We start from the raw sequence: 13,291 nt of genomic DNA, 5'->3' as shown, positions 1-13,291 counted from the left end.
TTTTCAGCAACCAGATCATCAGTCGGAGATTCGCACAATGAAAAGATTCATGTCGGCGCTGCTCGTTTGCGCGGCGGCTTTCGTTTCATCGCACGCGGGTGCGCAGGACTGGTCGACGCTTCGATACGGCGTGGATCCCTCGCATCCTCCGTTCTCTTCGCGCGATGCCAGCGGCAAGCTGGTCGGATTCGATATCGATCTCGGGACCGAAATCTGCAAGCGCATTCACGCGAAATGCGAGTGGGTGCAGAACGACTTCGACGGGATGATTCCTGCGCTTCAGGCCAAGAAGTTCGATGCCATTCTCGCTTCCATGTCCATCACCGACAAACGCAAACAAGTGATCGATTTCACGTCGAGGCTGTACAAGACGCCGAACAAGCTCATCGTGCGCAAGGACACAAGTCTCGAACCCACTGCGGAATCGCTGAAAGGCAAATCGGTTGGTGTCCAGCAGGGGACGGTTCCCGAATCCTATGCAAAGGAACATTGGGCGCCGGCCGGAGCGCGCGTGGTTTCCTATCCGAACTTCGATCAGGTGTTCGCGGACCTGGCCGCGGGGCGGCTCGATAGCTGCTTCACCGATGCAGCCGTCGGCGAGTATGGATTCTTGCGCACACCCCAAGGCGTCGATTTCAAGTTCACAGGAAGCAATGTCTATGCGAGCAATGGTGCGGGCATCGGCATCCGAAAATCCGATGTCGAACTGAAGACAAAGATCGACAAGGCTCTCGCCGACATGCTCGCCGATGGCACCTATAAACAGCTCGCCGCAAAGTATTTTCAGTTCGATCCTTATGGCAGTTGAACTGAAATAGCCCGGCAGTTGCGGCCGATCGGTCTAACTGCCGTGTGCGATCCAGAGTCGCCAGTCGCAAGCGGTCCCCAAATGGAATTTGGGGACCATCGCATTACAATGGATCAGGACTTCCTTCCGGTGCCGCGCATGCAGACATTCTGCGGCCTTGCGTTCCTTTTCCCATCGGGTAAGCGATCAGCGGTCGATGTCCGCTGGAGGGCGGCATCAACGGTCAAAGGCGAGCGTTGCTGACTCAAACGGGGCTACGATCGCCTTCTTGCTTGCACTCGCCGGATTGAAATCCCATGTGGTTTCGACCATCCGACGATTACCCCACCTTCTCATGCATCGTCTTTGATCTGAACCGGTCCCGATACTCCGCAGGATTGATTTGCAATCGGCGCAGGAACGTACGGCGAAACCCATCGGTATCGTCGAAACCGCAGCGGCGCGCAATCTCCCGAAGCGGAAGTTCCGTGGCCTCGAGATAGCGCCGCGCTGCGTCGATCCGCGCATTGGCAAGGAATGTCATTGGCGTGATGCCGCAGTCCTTCGAGAAGATGCGCGAGAGGTTGCGTGCACTCATATGCACATGCTCGGCAAGCGATGCCACGGTATGACCGACATGCAAATTTTCGAGCATGTACTGCTGCACCTCGACCGTTTGCGAGCCCGGCGAGGCCTGGGTTTCCAGCAGCGGACTGAACTGCGACTGCCCGCCCGCGCGCCGGAGATAGACGATCAGATACTTGGCGACATCGAGCGCCATCTGCCGCCCGAAGTCGTCTTCGATCATCGCAAGCGACAGGTCGATGCCCGCCGTGACACCCGCCGTCGTGTAGATCCTGCCGTCGCGCACGAAGATTTGATCCGGCTCGATGCGCGCCTTCGGAAACGTGCTGGCCAGGCGCGGCACGTCCATCCAGTGTGTCGTCACCGTCTTGTTGTCGAGCAGCCCCGCCGAGCCGAGCGCGAACAGCCCATTGCAGATGGCCGATACGCGGCGGCACTGCCGATGCTGGACACGCAGCCAGTCGCTCAGCGCCGGATCGTCGAAGGCGTCGAATATGCCGAGGCCGCCCGGCACGATGATAGTGTCGAACTCCGGACACGTATCGAAGATCGTGCGGTCCGGCACCGTGGTCAGTCCGCTCGACGATTGCACGGTGCCTCGCGTTGTGCCCACGGTCATCATGTCGTACTCGCACTCTCCCTTGCTCAGGACCTTCACTTCGGCGAACGCATCCTTGGGGCCGGCGATGTCGAGCAACTGGAAGCCAGGAAAGACGAGCATGCCGATCTTGATGCGTTTCATCGCGGGTATCCGGGTCCTCTGAAAACGAGCAGGGTCATGAATGACGAACGGGCGTGTCGATACGTATCGCCGGGCGCACGCGCGCTGCGCCCGGGAGCGCGACGCGTTCCGCCACGGGACCGAATGCCGCGCCGACGACCGTCCAGATGATCGCCTGCATGCCGATCGACGCCACCCGGAACTTCCATAGCAGCGTGGCGGGGAACTCGGCCGGCACTTCGTCGATATCCGGCAGCAGCGCGAGCATTGCAGCCGCCATGACGGCGAAGGCCAGCAAGCCTGCAAGCGTGGCATTGGTGTCGCCCAACGTGCGCGAGGCGGCGTTGCGCAGTGTTATCGACATCAGTGTAATCGCGACAGAAATGCCGATGCACAGAAAATAAAGCGCCGTTCGCGCACCGATGGTCTCCGGCACGCCGACCGATGGCGGATTCGCCGGATACTTGAGCGTCGGCAGGGCGACCAGCGCGATGAATGCGGCGAGGGCCAGCCAGCCCGCAAGAGGCCGCGCGCCCGTGCTGCCCGCGCGTCCCCACGCATAGGCGAAGGCAAGCGCAAACAGGCCGCCGAACGCCGCGCCGTACGCGAGCACGCCGGTCAGCAACCCCGCTCCCGCCTGCGTTTCCCGGTTGACGATTTCGGGTTCGGGCGCATTGCCCGCATGAGCGTGTTCATGTGCTTCGTGCGCTTCGAAAGCAATCGCGCGCTCGATCTGCGGTTCGCCCGCCATCCGCGCGAAGCAGAACGCCAAAAGCCCCGCGACGACGCCCACGAGCATGCCGCGCATCAGGAGTTTTCCGACCATGATCGTCTCCTCGTCAGTGGCACGGAAAGCCCAGCAAGTGGCGTCCGTCATGCACGAATTCGTGGACGGCCATGCCCGGCACGATCGACGTTGCGCCCTGTTCCGCGCCGACGAAATACAGGGCGAGAAGCATCAGCAATCCGCCAAAGATCATCCACGGCAGCAGTTCGCGCAACGGAATCGGCTCGAAAGATTCGACAGGATGGAGAACGGCTTGATTCATAAGGTACCTCTGCGAATGTTGATTGATCAGCGCCTGCGCGCCGTCACGATTGTTTCCATTTCAGCGCGCGACAGCACGCCGCTCGTTTCGACCACATTCAGCAGCGCTTCGAGAAAGCGTTCGTAGTAGTCCCAGCGCGGTTGATTCGCACAATCGATCGCCTCCCATTTCGCGATCGACGCGATCAGACTCTGGCGAAAGTCTTCCCATTCGAAGCAGCCCGCTTTCGACAGCGATAGCGCCAGGCCGAACACGTCGCGCTCCCATCGATTGGTGAAGAACAACTTGCCGTCCAGACGCGGCGGCGAGTCCGGCGCACCGAGCATCGACGCGGCCGCATATTCCTCGAAACGCGTGAACATGACGCGCTCCTCAGGCCGTGGGCGCTTCGATGAGCGCGACGCCCATCATCGACTCGGGCGTAACGAGCGCGGCCAGTTCCTCCTCGCTCAAATGTTCCGTGTTCGCGGGCCGCTCGGGCACCACGAACCAGCGGATCTGCGCGCTGCTGTCCCACACTTTCACTTCCTTGTCGGTAGGCACGTGTACGCCGAATTCCTGCAACACGGCACGCGGTTCGCGCACACCGCGCGCGCGGAACACCGGGTCCTTGTACCAATACGGCGGCAGGCCGAGCACAGGCCACGGATAGCACGAGCACAGCGTGCAGATGATCAGGTTGTGCACGTTCGCATCGTTGGCGACAGCGGCCATATGCTCGCCTTCCGCACCCGTCATGCCGAGCGGCAACGAGAGTTCGGCGATGGCTCCCGGCGTATCCGCGACGAGACGCTTCCCGAATTCGGGATCGATCCACGCGCGGGCGACGATCTTCGCGCCATTGAACGGGCCGGCCATCGTCTCGAAGTGTTTGAGCACGACATCGACGGAGTCGGTGGCGATCACGCCTTTTTCGATCAGCAAGGCTTCAAGGGCGCGCACTTTTGCGGCGCTCGATGCCTCGCGGTCGTCGGGAAATTCGAAGAGATTTGTCATGATTGGCTCGTGTTCGGATTCAGGCGGCGTGCAACACGTAGGCTTCGTACAAGTCGGCGTAAATGGTCGTGTTGGCTTCGCTCTTGCCGGCGCCCCAGATGGATGCGGCATCGAAGGCGATGCGATAGACGGGCATCGGCGCGCCGATGCCGTCCACGCCCGTCGAGACGAAATACGAGAACGCGCCGGGATAGACCAGATCGACCACGCCGGTCTTGTTGCGCAAATAGCCGGGCAGACGCGTGTGATCCACGGCGTCCGGATCGGTGATACGCACGGCATCGCCTGCGCTGAATTGCGCTGCGCCATCGAGCGCGTGATAGCCGGAATCGCCGTTTTGCAAATACGCATCGATCTGCTCGGCCAGTTCGGCATTGGGACGTACGGGCAACGGCGCATCCGGTTGCGCGCCGTAGTGAGCGGTTTTATCGGCGAGTTCCTGCGCCGAGATATAGCCTTGATCGACGAAGAACTGCGCGATGCCGCCGAGCCATTTCTCGTAGTAGCGATATTTGAAGTACTCGAACGGCTGCATGTCTTCCGCGCCCGTACGCAGCGACGCCCACGTCCAGTCGCTCTTGAATGCGGTCGGCAACGTATCCATCGGATAGCGATGCAGCGCGTCCGACAGATGCGCGCTCTCCGCCATCATGACGGTATGAATGCCGAAGATGCGCTTCTCCCAAGGCTCGACGAACACGCGCTTTTCGGTGCTGACCGGCCCCAGGTTCTCAATGCCGCCGAGATGATGTTGTAGCTTCACGATATGCTCCGCTTGAAGTGAACCGATGTCATCCGAGCCCGTGCTCGCGTTTGTATTGCAACGCCTCGCCCACAACCTCGGATACGAAGCCGAACACAGCGCCTGTCACGAGCGCGGCGGCGGCGACCAGCGCCGGATTGGCGATCCCCGCCGTGGTGATGGCCTTGCCGGTCGCGACCATCGTGCCGACCGTCGAAGCGAAGCCCCACACGATGGCGGGCAACACATCGAGCAGCCTGATCTTCGAGGCCTGCACCATCGCTGCGCTGCCGATGCCCACGAGCACTGCGACCGCAATCGCGCTGCCGCTCGTCGTCGAGATGCAAAGCAACGTCAGCGAGGCGATCAAGAGGCCCGTGAGATTCGACGCCACGCTCTTGACGAGACCCGCGCGTCCGCCTCCGAGCACGAAGAACGACGCCCAGGCGATGAACGTGACCCAGACGGGAACCGGAAAGATCGTGCCGGTCAACCATGTATCGACGACGGCCAGTACGCCGATGCTAAATGTGTATGCCTCGGGCTTTTTCATGCGCACGCTCCTCGAAAAAAATGATAGAAAACTTCAGTTCATGCAACTCAGGAGACCATCGCGCATGTGCGTAGCGTCGATATTCCTGCCGATCATCACGAAACGATTTTCGCGCGTTTCATCGCGCATCCATGCGCGGCCGAACTTCGTGTCGAGCAGCATATGCACGCTATGAAAATGCAGACGTCGCGGTTCGTCGTGCATGTTGAGCACGCCCTTCATGCGCAGAAGCTGCTCCCCCTGCGTCTGCACGAGCTGATTGACCCATCGATTGAAGCGCGTCGCGTCGATTGCGCCCGGCACGACGATCGCGCATGACGCGATGCTGTCATCGTGCTCGTGTTCGTGGCCGTCTTCCTCGAGCAGGCCCGGCTCGATTGCGAGCAGGTTGTCGACCGAGAAGGTGTGCATGCCGAACAGCGTCTGCACGTCGATGGCCGAACGCTGTGCGAAGTCGATGCGCGCAGTCGGATTGAGGCCCGTCATCTCGCCGACGAGCGCAGCGAGCGCATCGGCCGAGACGAGATCTGTCTTGTTGATGAGAATGCGGTCGGCGAAGACGATCTGCTCGCGCGCAATGTCGTCATGAAGTTGAGCGTGCACATGCATTGCATCGACAACGGCGACGACCGATTCGAGCTCCACGCGTTCGCGTACGACGGGATCGGCAAGAAAGGTCTGCAGGACGGGCGCGGGATCGGCCAGGCCGGACGTCTCGATGACGAGGCGCTCCAGTCGATCGCCGAAGCGCATCAACATGTCGCGCACGCTGGCAACGAGGTCCGTTCGGACCGTGCAGCAAACGCAGCCGTTGTTGATCTCGATCACGGCGCGCTCGTCGGCGACGATCAACTGGCCATCGATGCCGACTTCGCCGAACTCGTTGACGATGATGCCGATCTGCATCGGCCGCGTCGATTCGATCAGATGATTGACAAGCGTGGTCTTGCCTGCTCCGAGGAAACCGGTGACGACGGTGGCGGGAATTCTGGCGGGTCGCATGGGAATGTTCCTTCGCGTGCATCGATTGAGTAGGCATTTCCTTTAGCGACTTCTGTTCCGATTTCCTGTGCATGGCCGCAATCGTTCGATACTTGGCGCGACGCGTTCGACCCAATGACCGTTTTCTTCCAAACCGCAACGGACGGACATGAACACCGTTGCAGTGATGACGCATTAAGGTGCGCGAGAGGCATCGCGAGAGTGCAGCGGATGCTCTGTTATCGATCGCGCGGCTGCCTCACTTTCCCGGAATCGCCTTGCGTGCGCATTCGACCCGCGTGATAACCGGAAGCGAACACGATAGCCAAAAGCGTCTTCCCGGGCCTGTTTCTCTATGCGATTCTCCGTTCGAGGAAGCGCTTGGACGTGGTCCTGACCCCGAGGGACGAGACGAGGAAATCCGTTGAGATGACTAACAAACCCATTGTTTTGATACAGGCGGGCACGGCGCCCGACAAGATTCGCAAGGAGGTCGGTGACTACCCCTCGTGGTTTTGCAGTGCGCTCGATCTTGACTTGGAAAACCTCGAAATCGTTCGCGTCTTCGAAGGCGAGGTCTTGCCTTCTCCCGATCCCGCACGCGCCGCCATCATTACCGGATCGTTCGCCATGGTGACGGACCGGCTTCTCTGGAGCGAGACGACAGCGCAGTGGATTCGGGACGCGATGACGGTCGAGATGCCGTTGTTCGGCGTGTGCTACGGCCACCAGCTCATGGCTCACGCTTTGGGCGGACGCGTGGGCTATCACCCCGCCGGTCAGGAGATCGGATGTCAGGAAATCCGCTTGCTCGACTCTGCCGCGGCCGATCCGCTCTTGACGGGTATGCCGGCGCGATTCGCGGCGCATCTGACGCACTTGCAGAGCGTCATTGACGTACCGCCCGGCGCCAGAGTGCTGGCCGCATCCGATCACGATCCGCACCAGATCATCCGCTACGGCCGCCAGGCGATTTCCGCGCAATTCCATCCGGAGTTCGATCGGGAGATCTGCGCGGCAATCGTCAGATTGCACGCTGACAGCGTCCGCGAGGAAGGTGGAGATCCCGACGCGTTGCTGGCACAGATCACGTCGACGGCAGAGGCGAAGGCGCTTCTGACCCGGTTTGTCGAACAGGCCCTCGGTCGCCCGGCGACACGCGCCGGAGACACGCTCACCCTCCCCTGAATTCGTGACGCGACTCGACGCTGAGGGACAAGCCGTATTGCCATCAATCGTCGCTCTTCAGGGAAGTCTGCACAACGTGAATGCGGGAAACGCATCGCGAAGTTTGAGAAACAAAGGAGACAAAATTGGCAAGCAATGAGGAAGCAAAATTAAAGAAGGTACTCGGACTCACCGATGTGCTCGCGCTCACCGTCGGCCTGACTATCGGACCGGGTGTTCTGGTGCTCATGGGACCGGGTATCGGTCTGACCGGAAAGGGCGTGACGCTCGCGTTTCTGATCGCCGGCATTGCGAACTGCATCAACGTCATTCCAATGGCTCAGTTGTGCTCGGCCATGCCGACCACCGGTGCGGGATATCGGTACTCGTCGCTACTGCTCGGACCGAGATGGGGCTTCCTCTTCGAGCTTGGTGTTCTCATGTCGAAGGTGACCATCGCGTTGTTCGCCCTTTCCTTCGCGCAGTATGCTCAGGGCGTGTTCCCCGATTTGCCGGTTCGATGGACCGCCTTTGCCATTCTGACGTTCTTCTTCATGATCAACGTTGCCGGGCTAAGATCCGCCGCCGCACTGCAACGATGGCTAGTCGTGATCAAACTTTCCGGCTTGGCCGTCTTTGTCTTCTGGGGCATATCAGCGGTGGACATAGCGAGCTTTGCGCACAAGAGCGCATTGCTGCCCAACGGCACGAACGGCTTGTTGCAGGCGGTCGGGCTGGTTGCCTATTCGAGCTTTGGCGCCGTCACCGTCGCGGAACTCGGCGGCGAGATGAAGCGGCCCGCGCGCGACCTGCCTATCGTACTCATTTTCGGCACACTGGGCGTGACCATCCTCTACGTGATCATTGCGTTGGTAGCCGCCAGCGTTTTGCCCGTCTCCGACGTTGCCAACAAGCCGCTCACGTACGTCGCACAAAGCATCATGTCGCACGGGTTTTATTTGTACTTCACCATCGCGGGCGCAATCGTTTCGATAGGCGCGACACTCAACGGTGTCTTCCAATGGATTACGAAGGGGCTGATCGTGGCCTGCGAGGATGGCTGGCTGCCCAAACGTTTCGGAACAGTCAGTACGCGTTTCGGGACCCCGCATTTCTGCCTGATTTTCTTTTATGGGCTCGGCATTGCCGTCATCGCAAGCGGTATCACGGTCGTCGACATCGCTCGTCTCGGCTTCGGCGCTTTGCTGACCGTCAATATGATTCCCATCGCAGCATGCGCGTTCCTACCGAGAAAGTACCCGACCGAGTATGCGAATGCGCCTTTCCACCTCAAGCCCGTGCTCTTGTATCCGTGCATTGCAGCGGCATTAGCCTGCATGGCGGGACAGGTCTATTCGCTCCTGTCGGGCCTGCCGCGCCACTTGCTCATCGTGGAGGGCATGCTGTTTTCGGCTGCCGTCATCTATGTTGTCATCGCAGGCCGTCGACGCGATTACACGCAACGTCACTTGCAACCCAAGTCGTCTTGATCGATTCGCCGTCGATCAGGACTTGTTCGCCGGCAGGCTTCCCACCTTGGTCCTGATTTTCGCGTAGGAAACCAGCATCCCGACCAGGCTCACGGCGAGAGGCGAGAGAGGCGGCGTTGCCCGATGAATGACCGCGGTGGGGAAAGTTTTGAGCGGTCTCTCGATCGGCAGGACAACCAGCCCGGACTGCAGGAAGTTCTGAGTAAAGATCGCCGCGGGCAGTACCGACAGAAGATCGCTCTTCGTTACGAGCAATATGGTGTCTGACAAAGAGTCGCAAACGACGGCGATCCTCGGCTTACCGAATCCTGCCTCCGAGAACATCGCGCCGACGCTGCTGCCGGGCGCGCCGAATCGATCCGTCATTCCGCTCTCCATCCAATGGCAATCGAGCAAGTCATTCACCGAACGGCTGTTGGCAAGCGGATGGCTCTTGCGTCCGACGACCACAGGTTCGGTAGGAAAGAGCGGTATCGTGTTGAGGCCGGTCGTATCGAACGCATCGGGCAGCGACGATACCGCGACGTCCAGATGACCCGAGCGGATCATCGGTACCAGCGAATGCGACATCCCCTGGACTACGCTGAGTTGGCCCAGAGGATACCGGCGCAAAAACTCCGCAGTGACCGCCGGCAGCAGATGCAGTGACGCGACCGGCGAGACCCCAAGCTCGACTTTGCCTGCCAGATCGCCCCTCAACTGGATCAAGCTCGACTCGGCCCGATCGCACTCGCGAAGGATGGCCAATGCATGTTGCAACAGTGTCTCGCCGACGGCAGTGAGGGTGATTCCGCGAGATGTGCGCAGAAAAAGTTCGGCTTGCGTTGCTTCCTCAAGTCGAGCAACGCTCTTCGTGAGTCCGGCCTGGGAGACGCCCAGTTCGCGAGCCGCAGCCCGCACTCCACCGTGGGCCACGATCGCCGTGAAATCTCGAAGTTGCTGCAGGGTCATGGGCGGAAACTGGCCTGATTCGATAGCGCTTGCCAGCGGCGAACGGCCGAAGCCTGCGCTGTACTCGTGCGGTCTCGACCGAACTATTTTTCGTCCACTTTTACCGGGATGAAATCGAACTCACCCACACCCTGAACGAGCAGATAACTCACCTTCTCACTTCCAATCACGCGGAATTTATGCGTTCGACCGGCGGCAACTTGATAGCACTGTCCAGAACCAAGTTCGACAAGCTCGCTCGGACTCGCCAGCAGCACTTCCATGCGTCCGTCGACGACATAGAAAAGATCCGAAATCTGAGTATGAAAATGCCACGGGCTCTCTTGACCGGCACTTGCCTGGAACTCAGTTACACGAAACGTCGGCGTTTCCACCAATCGCTTCTTATGATCAGTCTTATATTGACCGGGCGCGACTGCGTCGGATTCAACGCGATTCTCACTGGATTTCATGTTCGACTCCTTGACTAATCATTCAACCTTCGCGCGTCGGACTCACCCTGTCGACCACGGATGATTTCTTCCAGCCTTATTGCAGCGCGCAACACCTGCCGGTCGAACCCCCGGCCACCGATAACCGACAAGCCTACCGGCGCATTGTTCACCGTCGTCCACGGCAAAGTCACTTGCGGCAAACCTGCCAGCCCGGCAGGAGCCAGCAACTGATGCGAGCGTTCGCGGATGTCGACGAGTGCCTCCGCGGTCGAACCGAGCAATGGCGCAATATCGGGTGTGGTGGGCACGATCAAGACGCCCTTTTCGCCAAGCATTGACGCCATTTCGGATCGGGCGCGATGTCGAAGCCGATCGGCCTCTCGAACATCGGCAAAATTCAGTCTGGAAATCGCGGCAAACCTTTCTCGTATGAAAGGCGCCAAAGCCTGTCCCCTACACTTGACCCACTCACCGTGTTGGGACCAGATTTCTGCGCCCTGCATTGTTCGATGAGCAACAGCCCAGTCCTTCAGGGGCAAGGCGCCGCGAGGCAACCAGTTCACCGGAGCCTCATCTTTCAGAGTTCGAATCAGATCGTTGTATGCGTGCCGGACTCGCGGATCACATACATCGCTCGCGTCAGACGATCCGAGCCACTCGCAACTTTCCACTCCCGGTTTATCGGGAGACAAAACATCGAGAACATGCTCCATTACTTCGCCCGTGCGTGCAAACCATCCCACGGTGTCGAAGCTCGGTGCCAGTGCGAATCCGGAAACCCCGCCGACCAGCCCTTGCGACGGGCGCATGCCCCAGACTCCGCAGTAGCTTCCGGGCAATCGCGCCGAACCGCCGCAATCCGTTGCCAGACCGATGTCGGCATGTCCTGCCGCAACTGCAACCGCCGATCCCGAGGAAGACCCACCGGGTAGTCGATCGGGACACGCAGGGTTGATCGGCGTGCCATAGTGGAGGTTAGTTCCCGCCAGACTAAAAGCGAGTTCATCCGTAACGGTTTTCCCTATCCACTCGGCCCCTGCGCCGAGCAACGCATCGACGGCAAATGCCGTATAGCCGGATTTGGCCTGTTCTTTGTGCCACTCGGGATTGCCGGCTCCCGTTCGTAGGCCCTGAACTTGAAATACGTCTTTTACGGCGAGTCGCAAGCCACCGAGCAAACGCGATTTCACTGTCGGAACATACGGCAACGACTTGAACCCGTCGCTAACAAAGGCGCCTGAAAGCCCTTGCTGCAGGAGATTATTCTTTCTTGCATCACTACGATGCTTCGGCACAGCAATCATGCTTTTTCCCTTTCACCACTTCATGGACTACGCGCCCGGTTGAAAATAACGACTTCACGCCTCAGCCGCTTGAGAGGAAACATAGGCGCTGTCTGGCGTCGTACCTCGGTGGACAAACATTAGAGCGACGATACTCACCGCGGCCAAACCGGCGAAAGGGAGCATCGACAAAGCGTAACTCCCCGTCGCCTGCTTGATCCATCCGTAGACAGAAACCATGAGACCTCCGCCGACCAGGATCGACACCGCATTTATCGTTGCCAATCCGACAGCGGCCACTCGATTCGAGAGCACCGACGAGGCAAGTGCCCAAAACGTAGGTTTTTCTGAATATGCGCCAACCATGACACAGGAAAGTCCAATCATGATTGTGTATAGCGAATGGGAGAAACAGATCGCGACACTTCCTGCTGCAATGAGTCCAATAGGAATAACCGTGTGCCAGAAGCGCTCCTTTCGGCGGTCCGATCGGCGTCCCCAGAAGATCATCGCCACCACGCCGAGAGCGTAAGGTATCGCGTTCAAAATCCCGGTCTGACTCACCGTCAAGCCCAGCGATTTGAGCAACTGCGGCTGCCATACCGCCAGAGTAACGCTGGCGCCGGTCGAGCTGGCATCGACGAGAGCGAGGCATAGTATGTGCCTGTTCAGCATGGTTTTCCAATGCGTTTCCGGAGCAACCTGCTTGACAGCCTTGGTCTCGAAAGCAAATTTTTCTTCCAGCCAGGCGTTCTCAGCCGGCAAGAGCCACTTCGCTTCCTTGGGTTTGTCGACGAGCCAGACAAGGCACGCCAAGCCGAGCGATATTGTCGTGACACCTTCGAGAATGAAGAGCCAATGCCAGCCGCGAAGTCCAAGCGTCCCGTCCATTTGCAGCAGTGCTGCAGATATCGGAGAGCCAATGACGTTGGAAACCGGGATACCGGCCATAAAGATGGCGCCGGTCCATCCGCGATACTGCCGCGGAATCCAATAGGTGAGGTAGAGCAGCACGCCGGGGAAAAAGCCGGCTTCAGCGGCCCCTAGAAGAAACCTCGCCAGATAGAACATATTTGCTGAGGTAATCCAGGCCGTAAGCAGCGTGACAGCCCCCCAGGTAAGCATGATTCGCGCAATCCACTTGCGTGCGCCAAAGCGCTTGAGCGCTAAACTGCTCGGAACTTCGCAAGCGAAGTTGGAAATAAAAAACAGACTACTTCCAAAGCCAAACGCCTGAGCCGTAAGTCCGAGATCGGCATTCATCTGCAACGATGCCATTCCGACATTCCCTCTGTCGATAATCGCCATCATGTAGCAAATGAGCAAGAACGGGATAATGCGCCATGATATTTTTCTTAGCGTATGACGCTCTGCCATCTCGGTGGCGGACATGTGGTGAGCAGGCATTCGATACCTCTAATTGATGACCAGACCGTCTGGATGCTGCGTTACTCTTTCGATCAAAAGTCGAAAGTCAGCGTGTTTTGACTGAATCGGCTCGTCCTGGTTTGGATCCGGATACGCGCGTTTCGAGTTTGTCGCCTTCTCGCGC

General features: G+C 59.3%; 15 protein-coding genes. 3 read left to right on the top strand and 12 right to left on the bottom strand.

What is annotated here, in order from left to right; all coding sequences use genetic code 11:
- The first annotated feature begins 37 nt into the window (after positions 1 to 37).
- Positions 38 to 808: an ABC transporter substrate-binding protein gene (locus tag BRPE64_RS31140; protein ID WP_044044119.1), complete on the top strand. Its 771-nt coding sequence runs from the start codon at positions 38 to 40 to the stop codon at positions 806 to 808.
- Between the two features lie 319 nt (positions 809 to 1,127).
- Here BRPE64_RS31140 and BRPE64_RS31135 read toward each other — a convergent pair whose 3' ends face one another.
- From BRPE64_RS31135 to BRPE64_RS31100, 8 genes are read right to left on the bottom strand one after another with little or no spacing between them, the layout of a single operon-like run.
- Entirely contained in the window at positions 1,128 to 2,114 is a 987-nt protein-coding gene (locus tag BRPE64_RS31135; RefSeq protein ID WP_044044118.1) for a GlxA family transcriptional regulator, read from the bottom strand.
- A gap of 34 nt (positions 2,115 to 2,148) precedes the next feature.
- Positions 2,149 to 2,919 (bottom strand): CbtA family protein, encoded by a 771-nt coding sequence (locus tag BRPE64_RS31130; RefSeq protein ID WP_051180607.1) that lies wholly within the window; start codon positions 2,917 to 2,919, stop codon positions 2,149 to 2,151.
- Positions 2,920 to 2,932: 13 nt separating this feature from the next.
- Positions 2,933 to 3,142, bottom strand: a complete 210-nt coding sequence (locus BRPE64_RS31125) for a CbtB domain-containing protein (protein ID WP_044044116.1) — start codon at positions 3,140 to 3,142, stop codon at positions 2,933 to 2,935.
- Positions 3,143 to 3,168: 26 nt separating this feature from the next.
- The gene (locus BRPE64_RS31120) at positions 3,169 to 3,504 is read right to left on the bottom strand and encodes a nitrile hydratase accessory protein (protein ID WP_044044115.1); all 336 of its coding nucleotides are present in this window, start codon (positions 3,502 to 3,504) and stop codon (positions 3,169 to 3,171) included.
- Positions 3,505 to 3,514: 10 nt separating this feature from the next.
- On the bottom strand, positions 3,515 to 4,138 hold the full coding sequence (nthA, locus tag BRPE64_RS31115) for a nitrile hydratase subunit alpha (protein ID WP_044044114.1): 624 nt from the start codon (positions 4,136 to 4,138) through the stop codon (positions 3,515 to 3,517).
- A 19-nt stretch (positions 4,139 to 4,157) separates the two neighbouring features.
- Complete coding sequence (gene nthB / locus BRPE64_RS31110) at positions 4,158 to 4,901, bottom strand: nitrile hydratase subunit beta (RefSeq protein ID WP_044044113.1); 744 nt, start codon at positions 4,899 to 4,901, stop codon at positions 4,158 to 4,160.
- Between the two features lie 28 nt (positions 4,902 to 4,929).
- Entirely contained in the window at positions 4,930 to 5,433 is a 504-nt protein-coding gene (locus BRPE64_RS31105) for a DUF1097 domain-containing protein (RefSeq protein WP_044044112.1), read from the bottom strand.
- A 33-nt stretch (positions 5,434 to 5,466) separates the two neighbouring features.
- On the bottom strand, positions 5,467 to 6,435 hold the full coding sequence (locus BRPE64_RS31100) for a CobW family GTP-binding protein (protein WP_044044110.1): 969 nt from the start codon (positions 6,433 to 6,435) through the stop codon (positions 5,467 to 5,469).
- Between the two features lie 408 nt (positions 6,436 to 6,843).
- Between BRPE64_RS31100 and BRPE64_RS31095 the strand changes: the two genes are divergently transcribed.
- Both BRPE64_RS31095 and BRPE64_RS31090 read left to right on the top strand, forming a co-directional pair.
- Positions 6,844 to 7,602: a glutamine amidotransferase gene (locus BRPE64_RS31095; RefSeq protein ID WP_044044328.1), complete on the top strand. Its 759-nt coding sequence runs from the start codon at positions 6,844 to 6,846 to the stop codon at positions 7,600 to 7,602.
- A gap of 125 nt (positions 7,603 to 7,727) precedes the next feature.
- The gene (locus BRPE64_RS31090; RefSeq protein WP_069915738.1) at positions 7,728 to 9,071 is read left to right on the top strand and encodes an APC family permease; all 1,344 of its coding nucleotides are present in this window, start codon (positions 7,728 to 7,730) and stop codon (positions 9,069 to 9,071) included.
- A gap of 15 nt (positions 9,072 to 9,086) precedes the next feature.
- On the opposite strand, the gene BRPE64_RS31085 is transcribed toward BRPE64_RS31090, so the two are convergent.
- The 4 genes from BRPE64_RS31085 to BRPE64_RS31070 all read right to left on the bottom strand — a co-directional run bounded on the left by BRPE64_RS31085 (position 9,087) and on the right by BRPE64_RS31070 (position 13,146).
- Complete coding sequence (locus tag BRPE64_RS31085; RefSeq protein ID WP_044044108.1) at positions 9,087 to 10,022, bottom strand: LysR substrate-binding domain-containing protein; 936 nt, start codon at positions 10,020 to 10,022, stop codon at positions 9,087 to 9,089.
- A gap of 83 nt (positions 10,023 to 10,105) precedes the next feature.
- Positions 10,106 to 10,474, bottom strand: a complete 369-nt coding sequence (locus tag BRPE64_RS32635) for a cupin domain-containing protein (RefSeq protein WP_084675926.1) — start codon at positions 10,472 to 10,474, stop codon at positions 10,106 to 10,108.
- 14 nt (positions 10,475 to 10,488) lie between these two features.
- On the bottom strand, positions 10,489 to 11,760 hold the full coding sequence (locus BRPE64_RS32165; RefSeq protein WP_069915737.1) for an amidase: 1,272 nt from the start codon (positions 11,758 to 11,760) through the stop codon (positions 10,489 to 10,491).
- 54 nt (positions 11,761 to 11,814) lie between these two features.
- Positions 11,815 to 13,146 carry an MFS transporter gene (locus tag BRPE64_RS31070; protein ID WP_044044105.1) on the bottom strand — a complete coding sequence of 444 codons (1,332 nt, stop codon included), beginning with the start codon at positions 13,144 to 13,146 and terminating at the stop codon, positions 11,815 to 11,817.
- Positions 13,147 to 13,291: the final 145 nt, after the last annotated feature.

The sequence above is a fragment of the Caballeronia insecticola genome (assembly GCF_000402035.1).
GTDB classification, from domain to species: Bacteria; Pseudomonadota; Gammaproteobacteria; order Burkholderiales; family Burkholderiaceae; genus Caballeronia; species Caballeronia insecticola.
This window is presented reverse-complemented; position numbering and strand designations above follow the sequence as displayed.

What these genes read in the sequence shown, in the direction of transcription:
- BRPE64_RS31140 (WP_044044119.1), top strand. Translation starts at nt 38, where the DNA reads ATGAAAAGATTCATGTCGGCGCTGCTCGTTTGCGCGGCGGCTTTCGTT.
- BRPE64_RS31135 (WP_044044118.1), bottom strand. Translation starts at nt 2,114, where the DNA reads ATGAAACGCATCAAGATCGGCATGCTCGTCTTTCCTGGCTTCCAGTTG.
- BRPE64_RS31130 (WP_051180607.1), bottom strand. Translation starts at nt 2,919, where the DNA reads ATGGTCGGAAAACTCCTGATGCGCGGCATGCTCGTGGGCGTCGTCGCG.
- BRPE64_RS31125 (WP_044044116.1), bottom strand. Translation starts at nt 3,142, where the DNA reads ATGAATCAAGCCGTTCTCCATCCTGTCGAATCTTTCGAGCCGATTCCG.
- BRPE64_RS31120 (WP_044044115.1), bottom strand. Translation starts at nt 3,504, where the DNA reads ATGTTCACGCGTTTCGAGGAATATGCGGCCGCGTCGATGCTCGGTGCG.
- nthA (WP_044044114.1), bottom strand. Translation starts at nt 4,138, where the DNA reads ATGACAAATCTCTTCGAATTTCCCGACGACCGCGAGGCATCGAGCGCC.
- BRPE64_RS31105 (WP_044044112.1), bottom strand. Translation starts at nt 5,433, where the DNA reads ATGAAAAAGCCCGAGGCATACACATTTAGCATCGGCGTACTGGCCGTC.
- BRPE64_RS31100 (WP_044044110.1), bottom strand. Translation starts at nt 6,435, where the DNA reads ATGCGACCCGCCAGAATTCCCGCCACCGTCGTCACCGGTTTCCTCGGA.
- BRPE64_RS31095 (WP_044044328.1), top strand. Translation starts at nt 6,844, where the DNA reads ATGACTAACAAACCCATTGTTTTGATACAGGCGGGCACGGCGCCCGAC.
- BRPE64_RS31085 (WP_044044108.1), bottom strand. Translation starts at nt 10,022, where the DNA reads ATGACCCTGCAGCAACTTCGAGATTTCACGGCGATCGTGGCCCACGGT.
- BRPE64_RS32635 (WP_084675926.1), bottom strand. Translation starts at nt 10,474, where the DNA reads ATGAAATCCAGTGAGAATCGCGTTGAATCCGACGCAGTCGCGCCCGGT.
- BRPE64_RS32165 (WP_069915737.1), bottom strand. Translation starts at nt 11,760, where the DNA reads ATGATTGCTGTGCCGAAGCATCGTAGTGATGCAAGAAAGAATAATCTC.
- BRPE64_RS31070 (WP_044044105.1), bottom strand. Translation starts at nt 13,146, where the DNA reads ATGCCTGCTCACCACATGTCCGCCACCGAGATGGCAGAGCGTCATACG.